25 protein-coding genes are annotated in these 24,418 nt (G+C 70.8%); 15 read left to right on the top strand and 10 right to left on the bottom strand.

The annotated features are described in order from the left end of the window. Positions 1–47 precede the first annotated feature (47 nt). Positions 48–464, top strand: a complete 417-nt coding sequence (locus tag EXE51_RS06815) for a thiol-disulfide oxidoreductase DCC family protein (protein ID WP_086215411.1) — start codon at positions 48–50, stop codon at positions 462–464. A 23-nt stretch (positions 465–487) separates the two neighbouring features. On the opposite strand, the gene EXE51_RS06810 is transcribed toward EXE51_RS06815, so the two are convergent. The 3 genes from EXE51_RS06810 to EXE51_RS06800 all read right to left on the bottom strand — a co-directional run bounded on the left by EXE51_RS06810 (position 488) and on the right by EXE51_RS06800 (position 2,743). Further along, positions 488–1,021: a dihydrofolate reductase gene (locus EXE51_RS06810; protein ID WP_137692309.1), complete on the bottom strand. Its 534-nt coding sequence runs from the start codon at positions 1,019–1,021 to the stop codon at positions 488–490. Further along, on the bottom strand, positions 1,021–2,049 hold the full coding sequence (thyA, locus tag EXE51_RS06805; protein ID WP_049931586.1) for a thymidylate synthase: 1,029 nt from the start codon (positions 2,047–2,049) through the stop codon (positions 1,021–1,023). The genes EXE51_RS06810 and thyA overlap by 1 nt, the downstream gene beginning before the upstream one ends. Positions 2,050–2,146: 97 nt before the next feature. Further along, positions 2,147–2,743 carry a metal-dependent hydrolase gene (locus EXE51_RS06800; protein WP_176450665.1) on the bottom strand — a complete coding sequence of 199 codons (597 nt, stop codon included), beginning with the start codon at positions 2,741–2,743 and terminating at the stop codon, positions 2,147–2,149. A 145-nt stretch (positions 2,744–2,888) separates the two neighbouring features. Here EXE51_RS06800 and EXE51_RS06795 point away from each other — a divergent pair, with 145 nt between their 5' ends. Further along, positions 2,889–3,971 carry an alanine--glyoxylate aminotransferase family protein gene (locus tag EXE51_RS06795; RefSeq protein ID WP_086215408.1) on the top strand — a complete coding sequence of 361 codons (1,083 nt, stop codon included), beginning with the start codon at positions 2,889–2,891 and terminating at the stop codon, positions 3,969–3,971. Positions 3,972–4,037: 66 nt separating this feature from the next. Next, positions 4,038–4,460, top strand: a complete 423-nt coding sequence (locus EXE51_RS06790; protein WP_049931583.1) for a hypothetical protein — start codon at positions 4,038–4,040, stop codon at positions 4,458–4,460. Here EXE51_RS06790 and EXE51_RS06785 read toward each other — a convergent pair. After that, on the bottom strand, positions 4,420–4,647 hold the full coding sequence (locus tag EXE51_RS06785) for a hypothetical protein (protein ID WP_233125152.1): 228 nt from the start codon (positions 4,645–4,647) through the stop codon (positions 4,420–4,422). The two genes, EXE51_RS06790 and EXE51_RS06785, sit on opposite strands and share 41 nt — an antisense overlap. Before the next feature lie 91 nt (positions 4,648–4,738). Between EXE51_RS06785 and EXE51_RS06780 the strand changes: the two genes are divergently transcribed. From EXE51_RS06780 to EXE51_RS06770, 3 genes are all read left to right on the top strand, one after another. Beyond that, positions 4,739–5,725, top strand: coding sequence for an aldo/keto reductase (locus tag EXE51_RS06780; protein WP_094495547.1), 987 nt, complete (start codon positions 4,739–4,741; stop codon positions 5,723–5,725). A gap of 91 nt (positions 5,726–5,816) precedes the next feature. Beyond that, positions 5,817–7,388 (top strand): lipopolysaccharide biosynthesis protein, encoded by a 1,572-nt coding sequence (locus EXE51_RS06775; RefSeq protein ID WP_094519844.1) that lies wholly within the window; start codon positions 5,817–5,819, stop codon positions 7,386–7,388. A 56-nt stretch (positions 7,389–7,444) separates the two neighbouring features. Continuing rightward, entirely contained in the window at positions 7,445–8,353 is a 909-nt protein-coding gene (locus tag EXE51_RS06770; protein WP_049931580.1) for a succinylglutamate desuccinylase/aspartoacylase family protein, read from the top strand. 29 nt (positions 8,354–8,382) lie between these two features. Here the strand turns inward: EXE51_RS06770 and EXE51_RS06765 are convergent, their stop codons facing one another. The 3 genes from EXE51_RS06765 to EXE51_RS06755 form a co-directional block, all read right to left on the bottom strand. Continuing rightward, positions 8,383–8,760, bottom strand: coding sequence for a DUF5811 family protein (locus EXE51_RS06765; RefSeq protein ID WP_006628157.1), 378 nt, complete (start codon positions 8,758–8,760; stop codon positions 8,383–8,385). Positions 8,761–8,851: 91 nt separating this feature from the next. Further along, the gene (locus EXE51_RS06760) at positions 8,852–9,397 is read right to left on the bottom strand and encodes a pyruvoyl-dependent arginine decarboxylase (protein WP_049931579.1); all 546 of its coding nucleotides are present in this window, start codon (positions 9,395–9,397) and stop codon (positions 8,852–8,854) included. 439 nt (positions 9,398–9,836) lie between these two features. Next, a complete protein-coding gene (locus EXE51_RS06755; RefSeq protein ID WP_049931578.1) occupies positions 9,837–11,060 on the bottom strand; it encodes a proteasome-activating nucleotidase in 1,224 nt (407 codons plus the stop codon). A 260-nt stretch (positions 11,061–11,320) separates the two neighbouring features. On the opposite strand from EXE51_RS06755, the gene EXE51_RS06750 reads away from it, so the two are divergent. Next, positions 11,321–11,878, top strand: coding sequence for a response regulator (locus EXE51_RS06750; protein WP_049931577.1), 558 nt, complete (start codon positions 11,321–11,323; stop codon positions 11,876–11,878). A gap of 113 nt (positions 11,879–11,991) precedes the next feature. Here the strand turns inward: EXE51_RS06750 and EXE51_RS06745 are convergent, their stop codons facing one another. Then, positions 11,992–12,276 carry an amphi-Trp domain-containing protein gene (locus EXE51_RS06745; RefSeq protein ID WP_049931576.1) on the bottom strand — a complete coding sequence of 95 codons (285 nt, stop codon included), beginning with the start codon at positions 12,274–12,276 and terminating at the stop codon, positions 11,992–11,994. Positions 12,277–12,387: 111 nt separating this feature from the next. On the opposite strand from EXE51_RS06745, the gene EXE51_RS06740 reads away from it, so the two are divergent. Next, positions 12,388–12,780, top strand: a complete 393-nt coding sequence (locus tag EXE51_RS06740) for a hypothetical protein (protein ID WP_086220268.1) — start codon at positions 12,388–12,390, stop codon at positions 12,778–12,780. A 37-nt stretch (positions 12,781–12,817) separates the two neighbouring features. Here EXE51_RS06740 and EXE51_RS06735 read toward each other — a convergent pair whose 3' ends face one another. After that, a complete protein-coding gene (locus EXE51_RS06735; protein WP_049931574.1) occupies positions 12,818–13,897 on the bottom strand; it encodes an aminopeptidase in 1,080 nt (359 codons plus the stop codon). A 169-nt stretch (positions 13,898–14,066) separates the two neighbouring features. Between EXE51_RS06735 and EXE51_RS06730 the strand changes: the two genes are divergently transcribed. Then, positions 14,067–15,053, top strand: coding sequence for a M48 family metallopeptidase (locus EXE51_RS06730; RefSeq protein ID WP_086216595.1), 987 nt, complete (start codon positions 14,067–14,069; stop codon positions 15,051–15,053). Between the two features lie 155 nt (positions 15,054–15,208). Here the strand turns inward: EXE51_RS06730 and EXE51_RS06725 are convergent, their stop codons facing one another. Next, entirely contained in the window at positions 15,209–16,516 is a 1,308-nt protein-coding gene (locus EXE51_RS06725) for an acetamidase/formamidase family protein (protein ID WP_086220271.1), read from the bottom strand. Between the two features lie 341 nt (positions 16,517–16,857). Here EXE51_RS06725 and nadA point away from each other — a divergent pair, with 341 nt between their 5' ends. From nadA to EXE51_RS06695, 6 genes are all read left to right on the top strand, one after another. Beyond that, positions 16,858–17,988 (top strand): quinolinate synthase NadA, encoded by a 1,131-nt coding sequence (nadA, locus tag EXE51_RS06720; protein WP_137692308.1) that lies wholly within the window; start codon positions 16,858–16,860, stop codon positions 17,986–17,988. A gap of 1 nt (position 17,989) precedes the next feature. After that, positions 17,990–19,537: an L-aspartate oxidase gene (locus EXE51_RS06715; protein WP_137692307.1), complete on the top strand. Its 1,548-nt coding sequence runs from the start codon at positions 17,990–17,992 to the stop codon at positions 19,535–19,537. Next, positions 19,537–20,361: a carboxylating nicotinate-nucleotide diphosphorylase gene (gene nadC, locus EXE51_RS06710; RefSeq protein ID WP_137692306.1), complete on the top strand. Its 825-nt coding sequence runs from the start codon at positions 19,537–19,539 to the stop codon at positions 20,359–20,361. Before EXE51_RS06715 ends, nadC begins: the two co-directional genes overlap by 1 nt. Before the next feature lie 109 nt (positions 20,362–20,470). Beyond that, positions 20,471–21,418 (top strand): DUF6293 family protein, encoded by a 948-nt coding sequence (locus EXE51_RS06705; protein ID WP_137692305.1) that lies wholly within the window; start codon positions 20,471–20,473, stop codon positions 21,416–21,418. 122 nt (positions 21,419–21,540) lie between these two features. Then, positions 21,541–23,064 carry a 2,3-bisphosphoglycerate-independent phosphoglycerate mutase gene (gpmI, locus tag EXE51_RS06700; protein ID WP_137692304.1) on the top strand — a complete coding sequence of 508 codons (1,524 nt, stop codon included), beginning with the start codon at positions 21,541–21,543 and terminating at the stop codon, positions 23,062–23,064. A gap of 63 nt (positions 23,065–23,127) precedes the next feature. Then, on the top strand, positions 23,128–24,270 hold the full coding sequence (locus EXE51_RS06695) for a thiolase family protein (RefSeq protein WP_094592711.1): 1,143 nt from the start codon (positions 23,128–23,130) through the stop codon (positions 24,268–24,270). The last annotated feature ends 148 nt before the right edge of the window (positions 24,271–24,418 follow it).

Below are 24,418 nucleotides of genomic sequence, written 5' to 3'. Positions count from 1 at the left end.
GGTCCACCGCAATCCTGAACTGCGGCGGCGACGTAGGTTCGCGAGTGATGGACGGGGATATCCCCGACGATGAGGCCGTCATCCTCTTCGACGGCGTCTGTAACCTCTGTAGCGGGTTCGTACAGTTCGTCGTCCCCCGCGACGCGGAGGGGAAGTACCGCTTCGCCTCGCTCCAGTCCGACGTGGGACAGGCGCTGCTGGCCGAACACGACCTTGCGAGCGACGACCTCGACTCGGTCGTCCTGATCGAGGACGGCGAGAGCTACGTGAAGTCGTCGGCGATCATCGAGATCGCGTCGGGGCTCGGCGGCCGCTACCGGCTGCTCTCGCCGTTCCGCTACGTCCCGAAGTCGGTCCGCGACCGAGTCTACGACTTCGTCGCCGACAACCGATACCGGTGGTTCGGGAAGAAGGACCGGTGTATGATGCCCACCGGCGACGTGGAGTCGCGGTTCATCGAGTGAGCGAGGCGTTACCCCCGGCTCGCTCACTTCGCGTCGCGCCGCTCGTAGGTGACGAATGCGAGGTCGTCGTCGGTCTCGCGGGCGCGCTCGACCCACGTCTCCCGGTCCCAGTCCGGAAACCGCGTGTCGCCGTCGGGGCGCTCGGGGATCTCGGTGATCTCCATCCGGTCGGCGCGGTCGAGGTACGCCTCGTACACCGTCGCGCCGCCGATGACGTACACGTCGTCGACGCCGCGGTCGGCGGCGTCCGCTCTCGCCCGCGCGAGCGCCGACTCGACGTCGTGCGCGACGACCGCGCCGTCGGGGAAGTCGCCGTCGTCGACGGGGCAGGTCGTCAACACGACGCTCGTCCGCTCGGGGAGCGGGCCGCCGACGCGCTCGGCGATGCGTTCGTACGTCTTCCGACCGACGATCACCGGGTGGCCGGTCGTGAGGCGCTTGAACCGTGCCAGGTCCGCTGGGTAGTGCCACGGCATCGCGTCGCCGTCGCCGATCACGCGGTTCTCGGCGACGGCGGCGACGAGGACGAGGTCCGGGTTCGAATCCATGCCCGCCATCACTCCGCGACCGCGAACGAGATACCGTCCGCGGAGTCGTAGTCGACGACCTCGACGTCCTCGTAGGTCAGCTCGTCCAGCGGCTTGTCCGCGATCTCGATCCGCGGGCGGTCGCGGGGCGTCCGCGACAGCTGTTCGAGCAGGCCGGGCACGTGGTCGTACCCCTCCTGCCCGTTCGGCTCGTCGGGGGCGGTGCGCTCGACCCAGCTTTTCACGTCGAGGTAGTCCTCCTTGCTCTCGACGTTCGCGAGCCGCTCCTGGACGTAGCGGAGATTGTTCGCGTACCACTTCCCGCGCTCGCCGCGGCCGCAGTAGACGTGCGCGTCGACGACCGTGTGGCCGAACTCTCCGACCTCGAAGCCGGTCCGCTGCGCGAGCGCGTTCGCAAGCAGCGCGTACGCCGCGATGTTGAACGGGACGCCGAGCGCGATGTCGCCCGACCGCTGCGTCAGGTGGAGGTTGAGCCGGCCGTCTTGGACGTTCACCACGAAGGTGTAGTGGCAGGGCGGTAGCGTCGAGACGGCGGCGTTCGCCGGGTGCCACGCGTTCACGACCATCCGGCGGGAGTGGGGGTTCTCTTCGAGCGTGTCGAGGACGTACTGAATCTGGTCGAACGTGCGCCGCCGCGTCCCGTCGTCGTCCTCCTCCACGGTGACCCAGCGGTCCGCGTCGTCGGGCCACGTCTCGCCGGGGAGTTCGGCCGCCGCCTCCGGGACGGGGTACCGCCGCCAGAACCGACCGTATGCGGTGTCGAGCTTCCCCTCCTCGTCGGCCCACGCGTCCCAGATCTTCGTCTCCTCGCGGAGGTTCCGGATGTGCTCCTCACCGGAGAGGTACCACAGCACCTCGTGGATGAGCGAGTTCCACCGGTAGCCGTCCATCTTCTTCGTCGTCAGGAGGGGGAACCCCTCCGCGAGGTCGACGGTGTACTGCCCGCTGAACGTCGCGATGGTGTCGACGCCGGTCCGGTTCGGCTTGTACGTGCCCGTCGAGAGCGCGTCGTCGACGAGATCGAGGTACTGTTGCATGGTGGGGTGGACGCGCCGGGACGGCCGTCGCCGGCGCGGGCTGATATCGGATGAAACGGGGCGGGGAACCTAATAACGTTGATCGAACCCGCCGCAGTCACCGGTACCGCTCGGGGACGTACGGGTCCAACACCGCCGGCAGCAGCGGGAAGAACACTGCGGCGGCGTCCGCGAGACGCCGGCGAAGGACCGCGTACACGGCGGCGACGATCACCGTGGCGACGACGAGCCGTCGGAGCGGCCCGTCGAGCAGGAGGTACAGCGGCACCGACATTGCGACGGAGAGCGCGAGGTCCTCCACCGCGCCGTCGTAGCGGACGCCGCGGCGCGGCGGGATCCACCGATCCCGGTGGTGGTCGTACACCGCTTTGTCGGAGTTCCCCTCCCACGGGCGGAGCTCCAGCCCGCCGCCGTACATGTCGGTGACGCTGTGGAACGCCGCCCCGAGGAGGAAGAACGCGGCGCCGACGGTGACGGGTGACGGCGCCAGCGCCGCCGCGAGCAGCGCCGGCACCGCGATCACCGGGTAGTACACCGGGTAGTGGAGCGTCCGCCGGTGACCGACGTACATGTCCAGATCCGGCGTGAGGCCGCCGAGAAAGCCGGCGACGAACCCGATCGGCGCCAGCTCCGGCGCCACGAGCGCCAGCGGGGTCGCGAGCAGCATCCCCGCCAGCACGTGGGTCGGGAGCATCATTGTGATCGTACTCAGGCGACAGAAATATATGAGTATGTCGCCCAGCCGTTTCCGTCGCCCGACCGTCTCGATCGCTCGACCGCGGCGCCGACCGTCGCGCTTCGCGCGGACGGTTTATATACGGGCGGTCAAACCGGGACGTATGCTCATGACGCCGGGGCCGACCGCGGTCCCAGAGCCCGTGCGCGACGCGATGTCCCGCGAGCTGATACACCCCGACGTAGACCCGCGGTTCCGGGAGATATACGACCGGCTCACCGACCGGCTCGCGAGGGTCTACGGCGTCGACACCGACGCACCCGGAGGGGACGCCCGCGATGTCGTCGCCCTCGGCGGCGAGGGGATCCTCGGGCTGGAGGCGGCGGTCGCGTCGCTCGTCGAGCCCGGCACAGAGGTGCTGTGTCTGTCGAACGGGCTCTACGGCGAGGGGTTCGCCGACTTCGTGGAGTCGTACGGGGGGACCCCGACCCTGGTCGCCGCCGACCACGACGAGCCGCTCCCGGTCGACGCGCTCGACGAGGCGTTGGCGGGGGACGAGGCCGACTTCGACATCGCGACGATGGTCCACTGCGAGACGCCGACCGGCGCGCTCAACGACGTTACGGCGGCGCTCGACCGGATCGAGGCCGCAGACGCGGAGGTCCTCACGGTCGTCGACGCCGTCTCGTCGCTCGGCGGCGTCTCGGTCCCGACGGACCGGATCGACGTGTGCCTCGGGGCCTCACAGAAGTGCTTCAGCGCGCCGCCCGGGCTCGCGACCGCCGCGGTGAGCGAGCGCGCGTGGGCCGCGATGGAGGAGCGGGACCCGCACTCGCTGTACGCGAACTTCCTCCCGTTCCGCGACGTGAGCGACGGGTTCCCGTACACGCACCTGACGACCGAGGTCGTCGCGCTCGACGCGGCGCTCGGGCTGCTGCTGGACGAGGGCCTCGACGCGGTCCGAGAGCGACACGAGGCGGCCGCGGCCCGGTGCCGCGAGCGCGGCGCGGAGCTGGGACTGGAGCCGGTTCCCGACCCGGAGCGCAGTTCGCCGACGGTGACCGCCTTCGAGGTCCCCGGTCGGGCCGAGGCGCTTCAGGAGCGGCTGCGCGAGGAGCACGACGTGATTCTCGCGACCGGACTGGGCGAAGACGCCGGAGACGTACTCCGCGTCGGCCACATGGGTCACAACGCGCGAGTCGAGCGCGTCGACGAGACGATGGACGCGCTGGCGGCGGTGTTATGAACGGGGGGTGAGACGGGCCCGCAAACCGCCGATATCTTCATTTCAGACGCGGCGGGCGATCCGGTTATGCCGTCGCCACGCGAGGCGATCCGGGAGCACGGCTGGACGGTCGAACACGTCTCCCACGAGAGGATCGCGAAGTACAACGCCTGTTACCGCGTCGAACTCGACGGGGAGCTGATCTACCCGCCAGCGGCCGACGACCTAGGCATCCCGAGGAACGAGGTCTGGATCTCCGAGAAGTGGTCGAGGTACGACCGGTTCATCCTGTATCATGAGCTCAGAGAGATCCTCCACCGGGCGAACGGCCACGACAAGTCCACGGCGCATCGGCTCGCCGAACGCGACGAACTGTCGCTGTGGCGGGACAACCCCCGCTGGCGGGTGATGAACGCCGAGTGGGACCAGGGACGGGCGCACCTCCCGTTCCCGCACGAGGGAGGCGGCCTCAGTCGGCGGACCGCCGCAGCAACAGCGCGATCCCGGTGAGCGACACCGACATCCCGAACAGGATCACGCCGAGGTAGCCGACCGCGATCGACCCGATGTCCTGAATGTGCGAGTGGTACTCGTCGGTCACGTGCGCGTACAGCAGGAGGGTGCCGACCGCGCTGAGCAGGAGACCGACCGCGTTCACTACCAGCCCGAGCTTCGCCATGTCACTCGTGTCGTCCACACTCCAGGTAAAAGTGAGCGGTGGAATGGAACGTCGCGGCCTCGCCGCCTCCGGAACGCCCTTGCCCCCGCCGCGATCAGTAGCGGACAGTATGAACCACCGCGAACTCGGCGATGTCGGCGAGGTCAGCGAGGTCGGCTACGGCGCGTGGGAGATCGGGAGCGACTGGGGCGAGGTCACGGAGGACGAGGCGGTCGCGGCGGTCGAGACTGCGCGCGACGCCGGGATCGACTTCTTCGACACCGCCGACGTGTACGGCGACGGTCGCTCTGAGCGGATCCTCGGCGAGACGCTCGCCGACGAGATCGCGGCCGGCGACGTGACCGTCGCGACCAAGGCCGGTCGCCGACTCGACCCCCACGAGCCCGACGGGTACACGGAGGCGAACCTCCGCCGGTTCGTCGACCGCTCGCGGGAGAACCTCGGCGTCGAGACGCTTGACTTGGTCCAACTCCACTGCCCGCCGACGGACGTGTACTACCGGCCGGAGACGTTCGACGCGCTCGCGACGCTCGAATCCGAAGGTCGGATCGACGCCTACGGCGTCAGCGTCGAGCGCGTCGAAGAGGGGCTGAAGGCGATCGAGTATCCCGGCGTCGAGAGCGTCCAGATCATCTTCAACCCGTTCCGGCAGCGGCCCGCGGAGCTGTTCCTCGACGAGGCCGCCGCGCGCGACGTGGGCGTGATCTGCCGGGTGCCCCTCGCCTCGGGGCTGCTGACGGGCGCGCTCTCCCGCGACGACGAGTTCCCCGAGGACGACCACCGGAACTACAACCGCGACGGCGACGCCTTCGACGTGGGCGAGACGTTCGCCGGCGTCCCCTTCGAGGCGGGCCTCGACGCGGCCGACGCGCTCGACGAGCGCCTGCCGGACGACCGGCCGCTCTCGGAGTTCGCACTGCGCTGGATCCTCGACCACGACGCCGTCTCGACCGCGATCCCGGGCTCGACGACCCCAGACCACATCCGGGCGAACGCGGCCGCGAGCGTGGCCGCCGCGCTCTCCGACGCCGAGCGCGAGGCCGCGGCGGCGGTGTACGACGAACACGTGCGCGAACACGTCCACCAGCGCTGGTAGGTCGCGGCCGCGGGACCGCGAGTCCGGTCGGGCCGGCTGCGAAACGCGTTCCTTTTTTTGCGCGACTGCGACCGGATCGGCAGAGACGACCGTGGAGAGCGAACGCGAGGCGGCGGCGACCGAGCCCGACGACGAGCGCGAGCGCGGCGAGATCCCCGACGACGAGCGCGAGGCGTTAGAGACGATCGCGCACGGCGCCGTGCTCACCTCCGGCGGGGTCGCCGGCCAGCGCGCGCTGATCGCGGCGGCCGAGTTCGCGCTGACCCGCGGGCTCGGCCCGACCGCCTACGGCGTGTACGCGCTGGCGTGGCGGATCGCTCAGCTCTGCTCCCGGCTCGTGACGTTCGGCAGCGTCCCCGCGATCCAGCGGTACCTCCCGGAGTACGCGGACGACGCGGGCCGGCAGGGCGCCGTCGCCGGTCTCGCGTACGGGACGACGATCGGGTTCGGGGTCGCGATCGCGGTCGGCGTCTGGCTCGCGGCGCCGGAGATAAACGCCGGCACCGTCACCGAGCCGGCGTTCACGGGAACGATGCGCGCGTTCGGCGGCCTCGTCGGGCTGCTCGGGGTCGTGATGGTCGCGTCCGCGCTCTTCCGCGCGGTGGGGTCCGCCCGCGGCGAGGTCCTGTTCAACAAGCTGTTGCGCCCGGGCGTCCGGCTGGTCGGCGCCGTCGGCGCGCTCGCGCTCGGCTACTCGGTCGTCGGCGTCGCCGGCGCCATCGTCGCCGCGACGGGACTGCTGGCCGCGGCCGCCGTCCCCCTCTCGGCGTCCGTCACCGGTGTTCGCCCGACGCTCCGCGGTGCTCGCGCGGAGGCGCGCCGCTTCTACGACCACGCCGCGCCCGTCGCGATGAGCAGCCTCGGGAAGGTGTTCCAGAACCGCGTCGACGTGCTGCTCGTCGGCGCGCTGCTGACGGCGACCGCGGCGGGCGTGTACAACGTCGTCCTCGTGGTGATCGCGGTCGCGTGGATCCCGCTCTTATCTTTCAACCAACTGCTCCCGCCGGTCGCCTCGGAGCTGTACGCGGACGACCGGACGGCGACGCTCAACGAGGTGTACGGCTCCGTCACGCGGCAGATCGTCACGGCCGTCGTCCCGATACTCGCCGCGCTCGTGGTGTACGGCCGGGAGATACTCGGCCTGTTCGGCGAGGCGTACGTCGCCGGGTACCTCCCGCTCGTCGTCTACCTCGGCGGCGTCTTCGTCGGGAGCGCGGTCGGCGCGACCGGTTGGCTGCTGATGATGACGGACCACCAGTACGCGCGGATGGCGCTCGACTGGCTGCTCGCGGTCCTCAACGTCGGCCTGACGTACGCGTTCGTCGTCCGCTACGGGCTCGTCGGCGCCGCGCTCGGCACGTCGCTCGCCATCGCGGTCCAGAACGGGATCCAGGTCGTCCTCCTCCGCCGCTTCGAGGGGCTGTGGCCGTTCGACCGGACGTTCCTCACTCCGCTCGCGGCCGGCGGCGTCGCGGCCGCCGCGATGTTCGCGGTCCGGGCGCTGCTGACCGGTCTCCCGGCGGTCCTCGCGGGGAGCGTGATCGGGCTCGCGGCGTACGCGGCCGCGCTCCGACTCCTCGGCGTGGACCCCCGCGACCGGTTCGTCGCGCGGCGGCTGGCGCGCCGGTACCGGGCCGCGATCGCGGAGCGGTTCGACCGCTGAGGATCCCCGCGTGCGGATCGCGACGATTTATTGGCCGACCGCGTCGTACCCACGGTATGCAAACGATCGACCGCGGGTCGGCGGGGTCGGCCCGCGTCGCGATCGTCGGCGGGATCCACGGCGACGAGCCCGCCGGCGTCCGGATAGTGGAGCGGCTCGCCGAGGAACTCCCACCCCTCGACCCGAACGACGACCGCGTGGAGTCCGACGGACTCGTCCGGCTGATACTCGCCAACGAACCGGCGATCGCGGCCGAGACGCGCTACACGGACGCGGACCTGAACCGGGCCTTCCCGGGCGACGCCGACAGCGACGAGTACGAGCGGGCGCTGGCGCCGCGGCTCGCCGCCGAGTTGGAGGAGTTCGACGCCGTGCTCGCGCTCCACACCTCCCACAGCGCCCCGCCGCCGTTCGCCATCTTCAGCGACCTCACGGAGTCCGTCCGCCGCACCGTCACCGGGCTCCCGGTCGACCACGTCGTCGACGCGAGCGGTCTGCGGTCGACGACGCTCGACTCCACGATCCCGCACACCGTCTCGATCGAGGTGGGCCGACAGGGGAGCGAGGCGGCCGTCGAGTTCGGCCACGAGGCGTGTCGAGCGTTCCTCCGCGTTCACGGCGCGATCGCGGACGAGCCGCCGACGTTCTCGGAGACGGTCGTGGTGAAAGGCGACGAGGAGGTGCCGAAGGGCGGCGGCGAGCCGCGCGTCCACTTCGCGAACTTCGAGGCGATCCCGGAGGGCGCCGTGTTCGCGGAGGACGACGTGTACACCCACCGCGTCGAGGAGCCGGGGCTGGTCCCGATCCTCGCGAGCGAGGAGGGGTACGACGACATCTTCGGCATGTACGGCCGCGTCACGGGCGCGTTGAGGCCGCCGGGCGAGGGCGACCTGCGGGTGTACCCGCGCGACGACTCGGAGGGCACGGGAGAAAGCGACGGAGCGCGGAACGGCGCGGACCGGTAAGAACGGTCGGACTGCGTGTTAGCCGGAGCTCACTTCGCGGTCGGCGTGATGTCGCCGACCGCGTCCATCACCTGAACCGCCGCGCTGGCGGCGAGGCCGCGGGCGACCTCGTCGGTGTCGGACTCGGCGATGCCGGCGTCCAAGTCCTCCGGGTCGGGGGTGAAGCCGGCCGAGACGGGGTGGCCGGCCGGGGGGTTGACGGCGACCGTCGCCTGCGGACCGTTCGCGCCGACGGACAGCTCGGAGCCGACGGCGTAGCTGTCGGGCAGATACGATTCCGTGCGCGATACGATTCCGGCGACCGCGCGCCGGAGCTGCCGTTCCTGGTCCGGAGAGAGGTCGACGGCCGCGGGCGAGCCCGCGTCCGTCACACCCGGTGCCCCGGCGTACGGGTTGTTGCCGTTCATTCGAAGACACGACAAGTATGCGGAGCCGAGTCAAAAAGGCGTCGGCGGCGGCGACCGCGGTTTCGACCCGACGCCGGACCGCTCGTGCCGGCTACAGGATGGGCTCGGACTCGCCGTACGCCGCGACCACGACCGCGGTCGCGTACCGGTCCGGCTCGGCGGCGACCGTCTCGACGCGCGTCTCGCGGTCCGGGAGGTCCCAGTCGCGGAGGTCGCCCCCGGCGTCGAGCCCCGCGTGGATCCGGTCGCGGACGCCCTCGGGATCTTCCCCCGTCACCTCGTAGAAGAGTCCCGGTCCCGGGCCGGTCGCCCAGCCCAGCCCCGCGACCGCGTCGGGATGTCGGCGGGGCGCCCGCTTCGACTCGGCGCCCTCGGCGCCCGCGCGACCGCCCTCGCGGAAGTCGACCTCGTCCCCGGGACCGATCGTCCGGCGCGCCTCGACGACCGTGAGCCGGTTTCCAGCGGGACCCAGATCCGGCGCCTCCGACACCGCTTCGACGGTCGCCTCGGCGGGGACGACCGAGGAGACCGCCACGAGGTTGTAGTTGTGGAGGTTCGCGTCCGCGAGCGCGGCGTCGTAGGAGGCCATCGCCGTGTCGGCGACGCCGACGCCGCCGGCGACGTGGATGGTGTTCATTACCGGCGAATCGGCGGCGAGCGCGGTAAGGGGTTACGAACCCGCCCGCCGGCGCGGAGAGCATCACACTCATAAAAAGGCGGTGGCGCGTGCCTGCGAGCGGCCGGTAGGCCGCGAGCAGCACGCGCGAGGGAGTCGCGAGCGCAGCGAGCGACGAGGTTGGGGAGACGTGAGGTGCGGTGCTGCGCGGTGCGGGCGGGACTCAGAGGGGCAGCCGTGAGGCGGGGCGCACGCTCGTTGCGCCCCTCGCTCGTTGCGCTCCGCTCACTCGCTGCGGTGCTTACATCGCCTGCGCCCGCCTCACGGCTGGGGCTTTGGCGGTGGTCGCCGCCGATCCACAGTCAACTATTTATAAACGAACCGCTGGAATTTCAGCCGAAGAAACGGGCACAACAGCACCTCGCAAAAACCGAACTTCAATCACGTAGTCGCAGTCGCCTCAGTACTGGTAGTTGATGACCTGCTCGTCCTCTGTATCCGCGTCCTGAAGCTTATCGCGGGCCTGCTCGAAGTCCGCCTGCGTCACCTCGGTGCGGCCGTCGCGAATGGCAAACATCCCGGCCTCGGTCGCCAGCGAGGCGATGTCCGCGCCGCTGTACCCGTCGAGGTCGCGGGCGACGACGCCGAGATCGACGCCGTCGGCGACGTTCATGTCCGCGGTGTGGATTTCGAGGATGCGCTCGCGGCCCTCCGGACCGGGCTCGGGCACCTCGATGAGGCGGTCGAAACGGCCGGGACGCAGGATCGCCTCGTCGAGCATGTCGAAGCGGTTGGTCGCGGCCATGATCCGGACCTCGCCGCGGTCGTCGAAGCCGTCCATCTCGGAGAGCAGCTGCATCATCGTGCGCTGGACCTCGGCGTCGCCCGAGGTCTTCGAGTCCGTCCGCTTGGCGGCGACCGCGTCGATCTCGTCGATGAAGATGACGGCGGGCTCGCGCTCGGCGGCGAGCTCGAAGAGGTCGCGGACGAGCCGCGCGCCCTCGCCGATGAACTTCCGGACGAGCTCGGAGCCGGCCATCTTGATGAACGTCGCGTCGGACTCGTTGGCGACCGCCTTCGCGAGCATCGTCTTCCCGGTGCCCGGCGGGCCGTGAAGCAGGACGCCGCTCGGGGGTTCGACGCCCACCGTCTCGAACTGCTCGGGGTTCTCGAGGGGGTCCTCGACGGCCTCGCGAACCTCCCGGATCTGGTCGTCGATGCCGCCGATGTCGGCGTACTCGACCTCCGGGGACTCGGTGACCTCCATCGCCTGCGCCCGGGAGTCGGTCTCGTCGTCGAGCACCTGCTGGACCGCGAACGAGTCGTTGATCGCGACGCGGTCGCCGGGACGGAGGTCCTCGTCGAGCCGCGTCGCGGCCTGCGTGAGGACCTCCTGGTTGTTGCCGTGCTGTTTGATCACGACGCCGTCGTCGGTGATCTCTTCGACGGAGGCGATGTACAGCGAGGAGGTCTTCAGGACCTCGTTCTCGCGTTTCAGCTGCTCGACGTCGTCCTTCAGCTCGCCGCGGCGCCCTTCTGCGTCGGCGAGCCGATCTTCCAGTTCATCGTTCACCTGAACGATCCGCCGGTAGTGCTGGCGGATCGCCTCCAGCCGCTCCGCGTCGCTCATCTCGGGGTCGAGCTCCAACCGCGGGCGGTCGGGGAGTGACGGGCTGTGAGACATTCGTTATCCGGAATAGGATGCGGGCGTAAATGTGCCTTTGGGTCACGGAGAGACCGTTGGATCGGCGAGACGAGCGCGACCGCCGGGCCCCCGGAGCGGGGGTGAACGCCCTCAGCCTCCTGCGGTATCAAATACGATAATTGGGAGTCAACGTTTTAGACGGAGGTGAGATAACATCCGCTCATGGACGCACGAACGGCGGGTAGACGCGCCGGTCCGGCGCTCGCGAACCGCGAGGGACGGACCGGGAGGTCCCGCCAATGACGGGCGATCCGGACGCGACCGTCCTCGCGGTCGACGACGAGCCGGACCTCGCGGAACTGTATCGGGTGTACCTCGACCCGTCCTACGACGTTCGGATCGCGACCGGCGGCGAGGAGGCGCTCGACGCGATGGACGACGCGGTTGACGTGGTCCTCCTAGACCGACGGATGCCCGACATGTCGGGCCATGAGGTGTTAGACGCGATCCGCGACGAGGGGTACGACGCCCGCGTGGCGATGCTGACCGCCGTCGAGCCGGACGTCGACATCGTCGAGATGCCGTTCGACGACTACAAGACGAAGCCGGTGACCAAGGAGGACTTGGTCACGCTCGTCGAGGTGCTGCTCCACCGCGCCGCGTTCGACGAGCGCAGTCAGGAGTTCTTCGCGCTCGCCTCCAAGAAGGCGGCGCTGGAGGCCGCGGGCACGACGAACTCCGACGAGTACGAGGAGCTCCTCGACCGGATGGAGTCGGTCCGCGTCGAGGTCGACGACACGCTCGATCACCTCTCCGCACGCGACGCGTTCGTCGAGGTCCCCGGCGAAGTCCCGTAGCGCGACACGCGCGACGCGGTCGATATACGAACGGCGGGCGGTCGACGGCGAACGGGGGACTGCCGGGGCGAACGAGACGCGCCCTTCTCGTCGCCGACCCCGGAACAGTCCGACTACTCGATCTCTAGCTCACCGTCCGCGCTCTCCTCGCCGCCGTTCTCGTCCCACTCCAGCTCGAACTCGACGCTCAGCTCGCCCGGCCCTTCCGCGGCCCCCTCGCGCTCCGCCTTCACCTCGAAGGTCGGTCTCGCGGGCGGGTCCAGCGTCGTCGACTCCTCGCCGCGTCTGAGCGTGATCGCGCTCCCGTCGTCGAGCGAGTCCGCGACCGTCCGCAGGTACGCGGCAATCTCCTCGCGGCTCCGCCGGCTCTCGGACTCGAAGATGACTTCCTCGGGCATACCGGTCCGTACGCGTCCTCGCGATATAAATGTCGCCGCGGTGTCCGCGGGAACGCGCGGGCGGCGGGACGCCCCGGACCGTTTTGTGCCACCCGCCCGAACGCTCACGCCATGTTCGTCCCCGACCCGCTCCGCAGGGCCGTCGCCGTCGTCGTCTACTGGACGGCGATCGCGCTCGGCGGGAGCGTTCTTCTCCCCGACCCGACCGGCCCGCTCGTCGCGCTCCCGGTCCTCGGCGGCGGCGCGGTCGTCGCGCACGCGGCACGCACGGACCGACTGGTCCCGCTCGGGTACGCCGTCGGAACGATGTGGCTCGCCGTGCTCGCGCTGTCGGTTGGCACCGGCGTCGTCGACGTGTTCGGGACGCCTGAGGGGGAGATCGCGCCGCTCGCTGACTACCCGGTCCCCGCCGCGCTCGGCACCGTCGGGCTGTTCGGCGTCCTCCTCGTCGCGTACGCGGCGTTCGGTCGCCGGAGCGCGGAGCGAGCCGCCGAGTCGGCGTGAGCGGCGCGCGGCGACGGCGCTCGATACGCCGGCCGCCTCAGAACCCGTCCTCGAAGACGAACGTCCCGTTCCGCTGGACGACCTCGCCGTCGACCTCGATAACCGAGTCCTCGCTCATGTCGACGATCATGTCGACGTGTTCGGCGGACTCGTTGACCGCGTTCTCCTCGCCGACCGTCTCCGGGTAAGCCGACCCGACCGCCATGTGGACCGTGTCGCCCATCTTCTCGTCGAACAGCATGTTGTAGGTGAACCGGTCGATCTGGCGGTTCATCCCGATGCCGAGCTCGCCGAGGCGACGCGAGCCCTCGTCGGTGTCGAGGATGCCGGAGAGGAGATCCTCGTTGCGCTCGGCGGAGTGGGAGACGACCTCGCCGTCCTCGAACCGGAGCCGGACCCCGTCAATCTCGCGGCCGTAGCGGTAGAGGGGCAGGTCGAAGTGGACCTCGCCGTCGACGCCGTCGCGCGTCGGCGCGGTGAACACCTCGCCGCCGGGGAGGTTCGCCTCGCCGTAGTCGTTGAGCGTGGAGTTCCCCGACACGTCGAGCGTGAGGTCGGTCTCCTCGCCGGACACGATCCGAACCTCGTCCGCCTCGTCCAGGATCTCGACCATGTTCGACTGGAACTCGCGCTGTTCGTCCCAGTCGAGCGAGACGGCGTCCCACACGAAGTTCTCGTACGCCTCGGTGCTCATCCCGGCGAGCTGGGCGTGGCTCGCGGTCGGGTACTGCGTGAGACACCACGTCTTCGAGAGGCGGGTCCGCTTGACGTCCTCCATCGCGCGGTTGTACGCGGCGTTGGTCTCGGGGTCGATGTCGGCGTCCTCGGTGGCGTTCGCGCCGCCGCGCGCGATGACGAACACGTCAGCCTCCTCGTAGAGCGCCCGGCGGTGACTCGGCTCGGTGAACTCCTCCGAGGAGCGCTTGAAGGCGCGCTGGGCGCGCTTCGAGTAGTTGAGGTAGATCGGGTTCGCCCCGCGGTCGCCGCAGACCTCGTGGAGCGCGACGGCGAGGTCCTCGGCCTCCTTGGGCATCTGGATGACCACGTCGTCGCCCGACTCGATGCCGGTGGCGTGGTCGGCGATTATCTCGGCGTGCTCGCGGACGCGTGCGTCCATGACAGCCGGTTTCGCCGCCGGGGAATTACCGCTTTTCCTTCCGGCGTGGCGGGTGGGTGAGGTCGGGACGCCGAGAGCGCGGGCGGCGAGCCGTCGCGACGCGGCGCCGGCGACCGCCGCGACCGCCCCGGCCGCAACGCGTTTGCCCCGCCGTCGCGTAGCTCCGGCCATGTCTCGGCTCGCGTTCCGCGCGGCCGCGGCGGTCGTCGGCGTCGCCCTGCTCGCCGTCTACCTGACCGCGGCGCTGTTCGTCGCCGACCTGCTGCGCGCGGTCTGGGCCGCCCGCCCTGAGCTCCCGGTCCTCCTCGCGCTGCTGGCGGCCGCCGCGCTCGGGTCGGCGTACCTCAGCTACCGGCTCGGTACCGCGCAGATCCTCGCGAACCTGGAGGGGGACCGCGTCCCCCGGGAGCGGGCGCCGGACCTCCACCGCCGGGTCGACTCGCTCGCGGCGCGGATGGACGTCGCGCGCCCGAAGCTGTACGTCACCGACGCCCGCGCGCCGAACGCGTTCGCGGTCGGGGGCGGGGCGGACGGCGGCGCGCTGGTGATCGACCGGTCGCTGTTCCGGCTGCTCGCCCCCCGCGAGATCGAGGCAATCTTCGCGCACGAGCTGGCGCACTTGGAGGGGAACGACGGCTTCGCGATCGCGATGGCCGACGGGATCGGGCGCTCGCTGGTCGGGATCGCCACCGTGGTGGCCCTCCCGGCGCTGCTCGCGCTGTCGGGGCTCGCCGCCGCGTCGGCGTGGATCCGCGGGCGACCGGGCGACCGGTCCGGCCCCTTCGCGCGGCTCCACCGGGCGCTCGCAGGCGCGCTGTTCGCCGGATTCGTCCTCGCGACGCTCGTCGCTCGCTCGCGGTCGCGCAAGCGGGAGTTCGCGGCCGACGACCGCGCGGCCGAGGTGACCGGCGACCCGGTGGCGCTCGCGCGGGCGCTCCGCCGGATCGAGCGCGCGACCGATCCGACGTGGTCGTTCGCCCCGTTCTCGACGCACAAGCGGACCGACGGGGCGGCCGAGCGCTGGCTATCGACGCACCCGTCGACCGACGAGCGCGTCGAGCGCCTGCGAGAGAGGGCGGAGTCACAGGGGCCGACGCGCCGGATCCCGGCGGGGCCGTCGCGGACGACCGCCGGGCGCGGGCGGGCGCGGCGGTGAGAGGCGTCGGGCACGAGGCCGGAGGATATTGCGGTAGTCGTCACCGCTCGGCCAGCAGTAACCTATCGGCGAGCGACCGGGGCTCTGCCGGTGTGTGCCGTCGGTCCGCCGGCAGCAATAGCGAGGCGATCGACCGCGGCGACGGACGCTCCGACTTACAGCCCGTACTGTTCGCGCGTCACGTCGCCGAGGCCGGACTCCTCCAGCACGTCCGCGGGCACGAGCATGTCGAGCTGGACGACGCCCGGCAGCCGGCCGATCTGGACGCCCCCAGTGAACGTACATCGGGCGCGGACCTCGCCCTCGCTCATGCCGAGCAGCGTCCCGGCGCGGTCGAAGGCGTTCTGCGTGGCGTCGTTGGCGGTCGCGCCCGAGCCGATCACCTGTATCGGGGCGGCGTCGGTGTCGATGTCGACGCCGTGTTCGTCTCCGAGGTCGTCGCCCGCCTCGATCTCCTCGTCGCTGTAGGGCGCGCTGATGAAGGGGAGGTCCTCCTCGTTCGGCAGGAGGACGGGGCCGTCGAGGTCGACGTCCTCGATCACCTCCACGTCCATCGTGACGGTCCCGCTCACGTCGGTGGTATGGAGGGAGAGCTCGCCGTCACCCTGGTTCGCGTGGAGGTCGCCGACGTAGACCCCGCCGCCGTCGACGACGACGGGGCAGATCAGCGTGGCGCCCGCGCGGACCTCGGGCACGTCCATGTGGCCGTCGGTGCGCAGGTCGAGGTCGTCCTCTGTCTCGACGCCGTAGTCGTGGTCGGCGCCGATCAGGTTCTGCCCGAAGTCGCCGGCGTTGTGCGAGTCGGGCATGGTGACCGGCGGCGTGGTGCCGATGTTCCCGATGAACGGGCGGAGGCGACCCAGCGTTCCGGGCATCCCGTCCGGCTCGTACAGCAGGATCGGGTGTTGGCGGGCGTTCTCGGGAATGTCCATCACGCGCTCCGCGTCGGTCGCGAGCTCGTGGGCCCCGTCCTTGTCGAGGGTGATCCCGACCGCGTTCTCGTGGTCGAACGCGACGGTGTACCCGTACTCGAAGCCGAACGAGGAGGCGTTGGCGCCGCACTCCGCGCAGCGGATCGCGTCCTCGCCGGTGCCCTCGACGACGGAGTCGGGCCACGTCGTCCCGCACTCGGGACAGCGGTGGTCGACGAAGGGGTCGTCGCCGAACGCCTCGTCCCGCTCCGCCATCGAGCCCGTGCTGGTCGCCATGCTCGTCACCTCCACGTCGCGGATGTGGATCGCGACCGCGTCGCCGACCTCGGCGCCCTCGACGCGGATCGGGCGCGTCACCTCGTGGCCGCCGCGGAACGACGGCGTCACCATCGGCCCCCAACAGCCCGGCGGCGTGTACGTCGTCACCCGGCCGCCGTCGGCGACCGTCCCGGCCCACTCCTGGTCGGGCCCGACGAGGCCGAGCGTGTACTGGTCGACGTACAGTTCCTCTTTGACCTCTGTTTGCGCCATACCGCATAGTGGTACGGTATGACACGTCATAACCGTAAGGGAGGCGGCACTCGCGCGGCGAATCCCGAGGGCCGCGAATCCCGGGAATCACGAGGCGCGCTCGCTCGGCGGATCGCCCGCGGCGGGGAGTTCCTACCGCACTCGGGGTCTGTCGGGCTCGCGGCCCCCGGGGAGTGGTCACCGGCCCGCGCTCCCGAGATCGCTGGCGAGACCGCCCGAGCTGTTTGAAAATAGCGCACCTGAACGAACTCAAAGAGCTTGTAATCAGTCGAACAAGGTTATTGAAGACAAAATCTTTTCACTATACGAGTCTGTGAGAAAGTACGCGACGAAAATACACTATGACAGCAATGGAAACCGCTGAGTTCGATACCGAACTCAGTCTCTTCAAGTACGATAATCTCGAACAGCTTCCGCCTGAATACCGCGACTTCGACGAGGCCGAGCGAACGCGACGGATCGAGGGGGCGCTGGACGCGCTCGGCGACGACGTGGTAATCCTCGGCCACAACTACCAGCGACGCGAGATCGTCGAGCACGCGGACTTCGTCGGCGACTCCTACCAGCTGAGCAAGGAGGCCGCCGCGGCCGACGCGGAGTACGTCGTCTTCGGCGGGGTCACGTTCATGGCCGAGTCCGCCGACATCATCACCGACGACGACCAGACGGTCGTCCTCCCGAGCATGGAGGCGTCGTGCCCGATGGCGGGGATGGCCGAGGCGCTCCAGGTCGACGCGGCCTGGGCGGAGCTGACGGCCGCGACCGACGCGGACGTCGTACCGGTCACCTACATGAACAGCTACGCCGACCTCAAGGCGTTCTGCGCCGAGCACGGCGGCTTGGTGTGTACCTCCTCGAACGCCCACCGCGCCTTCGAGTACGCCCTCGACGAGGGCGACAAAGTGCTGTTCCTCCCCGACAAGCACCTGGGGGAGAACACCGCCCACCGGCTCGGGCTCGAAGAGGAGATCGCCGAGTGGGACCCGTGGGACGCCGCCTCCGCCGACGCGGCGGCGGTCGTCGACAACGACGTGATCCTCTGGGACGGCTACTGTCAGGTTCACGAACGGTTCAGCCCGTCGCACGTCGAGCAGGTCCGGGCGGACCACGAGGACGCGCGAGTCGTCGTCCACCCCGAGTGCCGCCGGGAGGTCGTCGAGGCGGCGGACGTGGTCGGCTCCACCGCGACGATCCGCGAGACCGTCGCCGAGGCCGACCCCGGCGAGACGTGGGCGATCGGCACCGAGGTCCACCTGACCCGCCACCTCCAGCGGTGGCACCCGGAGGTGAACGTCGTCCCGCTGTGCGGCGAGGCGTGTATGGACTGTAACGCGATGCGCCAGATCGACCCGAACTACCTCGCGTGGGTGCTCGAAGAGCTGGCCGCCGGACGCGAGCGCAACGTCGTCGAGGTCGCGCCCGGGGAGAAGGAGCTCGCGCGCGCCGCGCTCGACCGCATGCTGGAGGTGTGAGATGACGGGCCACGAGACCGCAGACGTGCTGGTCGTCGGCTCGGGGATCGCCGGCCTGACGGCCGCGCTCGCCGCAGCGCGCGAGGGGCGCGAAGTGACGGTGGCGACGAAGGCCACGCGCCCCGCGGACGCCGCGTCGTGGTGGGCGCAGGGCGGGATCGCCGTCGCCCGCGACCGACCGGAGCGGTTCAAGCGCGACGTGCTGGCGGCCTCGGACGGGACGGCCGACCCGGACGCGGTCGACGTGCTCGTCGAGAACGCCGACGGCGCCGTCCGGGACGTGCTCGTCGACACGCTCGGCGTCGAGTTCGACCGCGAGACGGGCGCCGACGCGTTCGACTACGGCCGCGAGGCCGCCCACAGCGAGGACCGGATCCTCCACGTGGGCGCGGCGACGGGCGAGTACGTCCACGTCCCGCTGTTGAACCACCTCGACGGACGCGACGGCGTCGAGGTCGTCGACGACGCGACCGCGCTGGAGTTGATCACGCGCGAGGGGCGGGTCCACGGGGCCGTCGTGGCGTCGGACGACGGTCGCGTCCCGATGTACGCGAACGCGACCGTGCTCGCGACCGGCGGAGTCGGCGACCTGTTCCCGCGCTCGACGAACCCGCGCGGCGCCACCGGCGACGGGGTCGCGATGGCCGCGCTCGCGGGCGCCGACGTGACCGACATGGAGTTCGTCCAGTTCCACCCGACGGCGTACGACGCGGGCCCGAACGAGGAGGGGTTCCTGGTCAGCGAGGCGGTCCGCGGTGAGGGCGCGCTACTGCGCAACGGCGACGGCGAGCGGTTCATGCCGGAGTACCACGACGACGCCGAACTCGCGCCGCGCGACGTGGTCTCGCGGGCCGTGGCCGCCGAGCGCGACGCCACGGGCGAGGTTCGCCTCGACGTGGGAGCGCTCGACTTCGCGGGCGCGTTCCCCGGGCTCGCCGAGAAGTGCGCCGACCGCGGCGTCGATCCCGACGAGGGGATCCCCGTCGCGCCCGCCGAACACTTCCTCTGCGGCGGCGTCGCCGTCGACGACCGCGGGCGGACGACCCTCGACCGGCTCTACGCCGTCGGCGAGTGCGCGCGGACCGGCGTCCACGGCGCGAACCGGCTCGCCTCCACGAGCCTCCTCGAAGGGCTCGTCTGGGGGCTCCGGGCGGGCGCCGACGCGGCCGAGGCGGCAGGTTCCGACGGGGCGCCGGCGGACCCAGAGCGGGTCGCGCCCCCGGACCTACTGGACCGCGACCCCGACCTCCCGTCAGCGTTCGCCCGCGAGAAGTTCCGCCGACTCCGCCGAGTGATGGGAGAGCACGTCGGGATCGAGCGCGACCCCGCCGACCTCCGACGGGCGCTCGACGTCCTGCGGCGGCTCAAGGGCGAGGTCGACGCCTACGTCCGGACGCGGACCTCGCGCTCGCTGTACGAGCTCCGCAACGCGACCGTGACGGCGCTGTTGGTGACGCGACAGGCGCTGGCGAACGACGAGAGCGTCGGGACGCACTACGTCGCGGACGACGCCGAGCCCGCCGAACCCGGGCCGGCGGCCGACGACTGATGCTCACCGACGCCGACGTGGAGCGCTGGCTCCGCGAGGACGTGGGGCACCACGACGTGACGAACGACGTGCCGGGCGAGACGAGCGGTCGGCTCGTCGCGAAAGAGTCCGGCGTCGCGGCCGGCGTCGACGCCGCGAGCGCCGTGTTCGACTACCTCGACGCGACCGTGACCGAGCGCGTCGCGGACGGGACCGCGGTCGAGCCCGGCGACGCGCTGCTGCGGGTCGCGGGACCGGCACAGGCGGTCCTCCGCGGCGAGCGCGTCGCCGTGAACGTCGCGGCACACGCCTCGGGAGTGGCGACGCGGACCTTCGCCGCGGTCGCGGCCGCCCGCGAGGTCGACCCGGACGTCCGAGTCGCGGCGACCCGCAAGACCACGCCCGGACTCCGCGGGGTCGAGAAGCGCGCGGTCGCGGCCGCCGGCGGCGACACCCACCGCCTTGACCTCTCGCACATGGTCATGGTCAAGGACAACCACGTCGCGGAGCTGGGGCTGACGGAGGCGATCGAGCGCTTCCGCGAGCGCGCCTCCTTCGCGACGGGCGTCGAGGTCGAGGTCGAGGGCCCGGACGCCGCCGCGCGCGCCGCCGCGGCCGGCGCCGACGTCGTCCTGCTCGACAACATGGCGCCCCCGGAGACGACGGCGGCGGCTGAGCGCGTGGCCGCCGCGGACGGAGACGCGCTGACCGAAGCGTCGGGCGGGATCACAGTCGAGACCGTCCCGGACTACGCCGCGACCGGGGTGGACGTGATCTCGATGGGCGGGCTCACCCACTCCGCGCCGGCGCTCGACCTGTCGTTCCGGACGGGAAGCGACGGGTAGCTCGCCGGCGGCGAGACGGGCGCCGGCGGCGAGGTCGGCTCCGTTCGCGACCGCTCGCGTCGCGGAGTGATCTGGTGGTTTTTATGAATCCCACACCCACGGTCAGGGTATGCAGACCCACGTCGTGCCCGTCGGGTTCGACTACGACCGGATGATCGCCCCCCTCATCCGGGACCAGTTCGACGTCGACCGGGTGATCCTCTTGGAGGGGACGGTCGGCAGCGAGGCCAACGTCGAGTACTCGCGCAACATCGCGCGCAAACTGGAACAGGACTTCCAGAACCTGCTCGGCGCGGAGACGGTCCGCGAGCAGTTGGATGACGTGTACGACTACGACGCCGCCTTCGAGCGCGCCTTCGACCTGATCAACGCTGAACTCGATCGCGAGGAGGGAGTCGACGAGTCCGACGAGCGCGAGGTGTGGGTGAACCTCTGTTCGATGCCCCGGCCCGTCTCCTTCGCGTTCGCGACCGCGGCCCACTCGATAATGGTCGAGCGGCAGGCGGACCGCGACCGCATCCACACCTACTACACCGCCCCCGAGAAGTACCTCGAAACCGAGTTGGCGGAGGAACTCCGCGCGACCCGCGACCTCCTGCGCGACCTCGACCAGGGGAGCGACGCCGACGCGCTCGCGGACGTCGATCCCGACCGCGTCGCCGATCGGCTCGCGAGCACCACGGACCTCCTCGCGGAGTTCGACGAGCGCGGCACCACCATCGGCGCGAAGCGGATCGGCGACCGCCACGTGATCGAGCTGCCGGTCGCCTCCTTCCAGAACGTCAAGCCGTTCGAGGAGCTGGTGCTGTTCACGCTCGGCGAGCACGGCGAGTTCGAGTCCGTCTCCGAGCTGGCGGAGACGCTCGCGGCCGAGCTCAACGAGGAGTACACGGACTCGTTCCGCTCGAAGGTGATCTACAACGTCGACCGGCTCGGTCCCGGCGGGAAGGGGTACATCGAACGCGAGGAGCACGGGAAGTCCTACCGGACGAGCCTCTCGCGGATCGGGGAGCTGTGGGTCCGCTCGCACGCCGACGAGGATCGGGACGTGGCGTGAACAGCTGGGACATGAGGTAAACCCCCGGGACGCGGAGCGAACGACCGGGACGTGACGCGAGCGGCAGCGAGCGAGATGCCGCCCATCGAAGGGTAGTTAGCCTCCGGGCGGCACGCTGCGGTATGGAGACGGCACTCGTTATCCTCGACGGCTGGGGGCTCGGCGACCACGACCGCCGCGACGCCGTGAAGGCGGCCGACACGCCGACGTTCGACGCGGCGACGGAGCGCGGGGCCGACGGCCGCCTCGTGGTTCACGGGCGGCGCGTTGGGCTCCCGGAGGGACAGATGGGCAACTCCGAGGTCGGCCACCTCAACATCGGCGCGGGGCGGGTGGTCAAGCAGGCGTACACCCGGATCACGGACGCGCTGGGGGAGGGGTCGCTCTCGGACAACGACGCGGTCGCGGCCGCGCTCGACCACGCGGACTCGACCGGCGGCCGCGTCCACTTCATGGGGCTCGTCTCCGACGGCGGCGTCCACTCGGACGTGGAACACCTGCTCGCGCTGATCGACGCCGCGGCCGACGCGGGCGTGCCCGCCACGAGCCACGCGTTCACCGACGGCCGCGACACGGCCCCGGAGATCGCCGACGAGTTCCTCGCCGACGTGACCGCGAAGGCCGACGAGCGCGGCACCGGTCACGTCGCGACCGTGACGGGGCGCTACCACGCGATGGACCGCGACGAGAACTGGGGGCGGACGAAGAAGGCGTACGACGCCATCGTCGGTCGCGAGGCCCCGAACGAGGCCGAGAGCGCGGTTGCGGCCGCCCGCGAGGCACACGCCCGCGGGGAGACGGACGAGTTTGTCGAGCCGACGCTCGTCGCCGACGAGCCCGCCCTCGCCGACGGCGACGCGGTGATATTCTTCAACTTCCGCGCCGACCGCGCCCGACAGCTGGTCCGGATGCTGACCGACACGCGGCCCGAGTGGGAGTTCGACCTCGGCCAGCCCGAGGTCCGCATGACGACGATGACCGAGTACGACGAGACGTTTGAGTTCCCGGTGGCGTTCCCGCCGGAGATCCCCGCGAACACGATCGGCGAGGTCGTCGCGGACGCCGGCGGCACGCAGCTCCGGATCGCGGAGTCGGAGAAGTACCCTCACGTCACCTACTTCCTCAACGGCGGCCGAGAGGTGGAGTTCCCGGGCGAGATCCGGACGATCGTCGAGAGCCCGGACGTGCCGACGTACGATCAGCAGCCGGAGATGTCCGCGCCCGAGGTGACCGACGAGGCCGTCGAGACCATCGCGTCGGACGACCCCGACCTGCTTGTGTTGAACTACGCGAACCCCGACATGGTTGGCCACACCGGCGACTTCGAGGCGGCCGTCGAGGCGGTCGAGGCCGTCGACGCCCAGCTCGACCGCCTGCTCTCCGCGATCGCCGACGCCGGCGCGCACGCGGTCGTCACCGCGGACCACGGCAACGCCGACGACATGGGTACCGCGGACGACCCCCACACCGCCCACACGTACAACCCGGTCCCGTTCGTCTACCTGACGCCCGACGGCGACGACGGCGCGAAGCGGGTCCGCGAGGGCGGGTCGCTGTGCGACATCGCCCCGACGCTGCTCGACCTGATGGAGCGTGACCGTCCCGATGAGATGACCGGCGAGAGCCTGCTGGAGCGTAAACGATAAACTTCGGATCGATTCTCGCTCGTTCCACGGCGTTTTAATACGTCGTCGGGCTTGTGATCGTTCATGACAGACGAGACCACGCCCGTGATCGCGGCCGCCTACCGAACACCGCAGGGGAAAGACGGCGGCGTCTACGAGGACGTCCGCAGCGAGGACCTCTCGACGACGCTCATCGACCATGCGCTCGACGAGACGGGGCTGACGAGCGACCACGTCGACGACCTGATGTGGGGGGTCGCACAGCAGCGCACCGAGCAGGACAACAACGTCGCGCGCGTCATCGCCCTCCTCTCGGAGCTGGGTGAGTCGGTGCCCGCCACCTCGATCAACCGCTGGTGCGCCTCCTCGATGCAGGCGATCATCTCGGCGTCGGACGCGATCGCCGCCGGGAACCGCGAGTGTATCATCGCGGGCGGGGTCGAGAACATGAGCCGCGTCCCGATGGACGGCGACTCCTACGAACACCTCCACCCGGAGCTGTCTGAACAGTACAACATCTTCCAGCTCCAGATGGGGATGACCGCAGAGAAGGTCGCCGAGGAGTACGAGGTGAGCCGCGAGGCCCAAGACGAGTACGCCGCCCGTAGTCACCAGCGCGCCGCCGAGGCGACCGAGTCGGGCCGCTTCGACGACGAGATCGTCCCCGTCGAGACGGACGACGGGCTCGTCGAGGCGGACGAGGGGATCCGCCCGGACACGACCGCCGAGAAGCTCGCCGACCTGCCGCCCGCCTTCACCGGCGACGGCAGCGTCACCGCGGGGAACTCCTCGCAGATCTCCGACGGCGCGTCGCTGACCGTCGTCACGAGCAAGGCGTTCGCGGAGGAGCACGGGCTCGACGTGCTCGCCGAGGTCGGCACGAACGCGGTCGCCGGCGTCGACCCCACCGTGATGGGGATCGGCCCGGTGCCCGCCACCCGGAGCCTGCTCGACCGCGCGGGCACGGACATCGACGACTACGACCTCGTCGAACTCAACGAAGCGTTCGCCTCCCAGTGCGAGTACTCGCGGCGCGAGCTCGGCATCGACGAGGACCAGTACAACGTCAACGGCGGGGCCATCGCCATCGGCCACCCGCTCGGCGCCTCGGGCGCGCGCCTCCCCGTGACGCTGCTCCACGAGATGCAAAAACAGGACGCCGACCGCGGGCTCGCGACGCTCTGCGTCGGCTTCGGGCAGGGCGCCGCGATCGAGTTCCTGCGATAGGCGACGCAGACCTCGAAAATCTTCTGCGGTGGCGCGTGCCGACGAGCGGCCGTCATCGGCGGCCGCGAGACAGCACCGCGCGAGGGAGTCAGTCGCCGGAGCGAAGCGGAGGCGACTGACGAGGCTGGGGAGGCGCGAGGTGCGGGGC

Source organism: Halorubrum sp. CGM5_25_10-8B, assembly GCF_005435095.1.
GTDB lineage: Archaea > Halobacteriota > Halobacteria > Halobacteriales > Haloferacaceae > Halorubrum > Halorubrum ezzemoulense.
This window is presented reverse-complemented; position numbering and strand designations above follow the sequence as displayed.

Coding starts and splice junctions, on each gene's coding strand:
- EXE51_RS06815 (WP_086215411.1), top strand. CDS start 48: ATGGACGGGGATATCCCCGACGATGAGGCCGTCATCCTCTTCGACGGC.
- EXE51_RS06810 (WP_137692309.1), bottom strand. CDS start 1,021: ATGGCGGGCATGGATTCGAACCCGGACCTCGTCCTCGTCGCCGCCGTC.
- thyA (WP_049931586.1), bottom strand. CDS start 2,049: ATGCAACAGTACCTCGATCTCGTCGACGACGCGCTCTCGACGGGCACG.
- EXE51_RS06800 (WP_176450665.1), bottom strand. CDS start 2,743: ATGCTCCCGACCCACGTGCTGGCGGGGATGCTGCTCGCGACCCCGCTG.
- EXE51_RS06795 (WP_086215408.1), top strand. CDS start 2,889: ATGCTCATGACGCCGGGGCCGACCGCGGTCCCAGAGCCCGTGCGCGAC.
- EXE51_RS06790 (WP_049931583.1), top strand. CDS start 4,038: ATGCCGTCGCCACGCGAGGCGATCCGGGAGCACGGCTGGACGGTCGAA.
- EXE51_RS06780 (WP_094495547.1), top strand. CDS start 4,739: ATGAACCACCGCGAACTCGGCGATGTCGGCGAGGTCAGCGAGGTCGGC.
- EXE51_RS06770 (WP_049931580.1), top strand. CDS start 7,445: ATGCAAACGATCGACCGCGGGTCGGCGGGGTCGGCCCGCGTCGCGATC.
- EXE51_RS06765 (WP_006628157.1), bottom strand. CDS start 8,760: ATGAACGGCAACAACCCGTACGCCGGGGCACCGGGTGTGACGGACGCG.
- EXE51_RS06760 (WP_049931579.1), bottom strand. CDS start 9,397: ATGAACACCATCCACGTCGCCGGCGGCGTCGGCGTCGCCGACACGGCG.
- EXE51_RS06755 (WP_049931578.1), bottom strand. CDS start 11,060: ATGTCTCACAGCCCGTCACTCCCCGACCGCCCGCGGTTGGAGCTCGAC.
- EXE51_RS06750 (WP_049931577.1), top strand. CDS start 11,321: ATGACGGGCGATCCGGACGCGACCGTCCTCGCGGTCGACGACGAGCCG.
- EXE51_RS06745 (WP_049931576.1), bottom strand. CDS start 12,276: ATGCCCGAGGAAGTCATCTTCGAGTCCGAGAGCCGGCGGAGCCGCGAG.
- EXE51_RS06740 (WP_086220268.1), top strand. CDS start 12,388: ATGTTCGTCCCCGACCCGCTCCGCAGGGCCGTCGCCGTCGTCGTCTAC.
- EXE51_RS06735 (WP_049931574.1), bottom strand. CDS start 13,897: ATGGACGCACGCGTCCGCGAGCACGCCGAGATAATCGCCGACCACGCC.
- EXE51_RS06730 (WP_086216595.1), top strand. CDS start 14,067: ATGTCTCGGCTCGCGTTCCGCGCGGCCGCGGCGGTCGTCGGCGTCGCC.
- EXE51_RS06725 (WP_086220271.1), bottom strand. CDS start 16,516: ATGGCGCAAACAGAGGTCAAAGAGGAACTGTACGTCGACCAGTACACG.
- nadA (WP_137692308.1), top strand. CDS start 16,858: ATGACAGCAATGGAAACCGCTGAGTTCGATACCGAACTCAGTCTCTTC.
- EXE51_RS06715 (WP_137692307.1), top strand. CDS start 17,990: ATGACGGGCCACGAGACCGCAGACGTGCTGGTCGTCGGCTCGGGGATC.
- nadC (WP_137692306.1), top strand. CDS start 19,537: ATGCTCACCGACGCCGACGTGGAGCGCTGGCTCCGCGAGGACGTGGGG.
- EXE51_RS06705 (WP_137692305.1), top strand. CDS start 20,471: ATGCAGACCCACGTCGTGCCCGTCGGGTTCGACTACGACCGGATGATC.
- gpmI (WP_137692304.1), top strand. CDS start 21,541: ATGGAGACGGCACTCGTTATCCTCGACGGCTGGGGGCTCGGCGACCAC.
- EXE51_RS06695 (WP_094592711.1), top strand. CDS start 23,128: ATGACAGACGAGACCACGCCCGTGATCGCGGCCGCCTACCGAACACCG.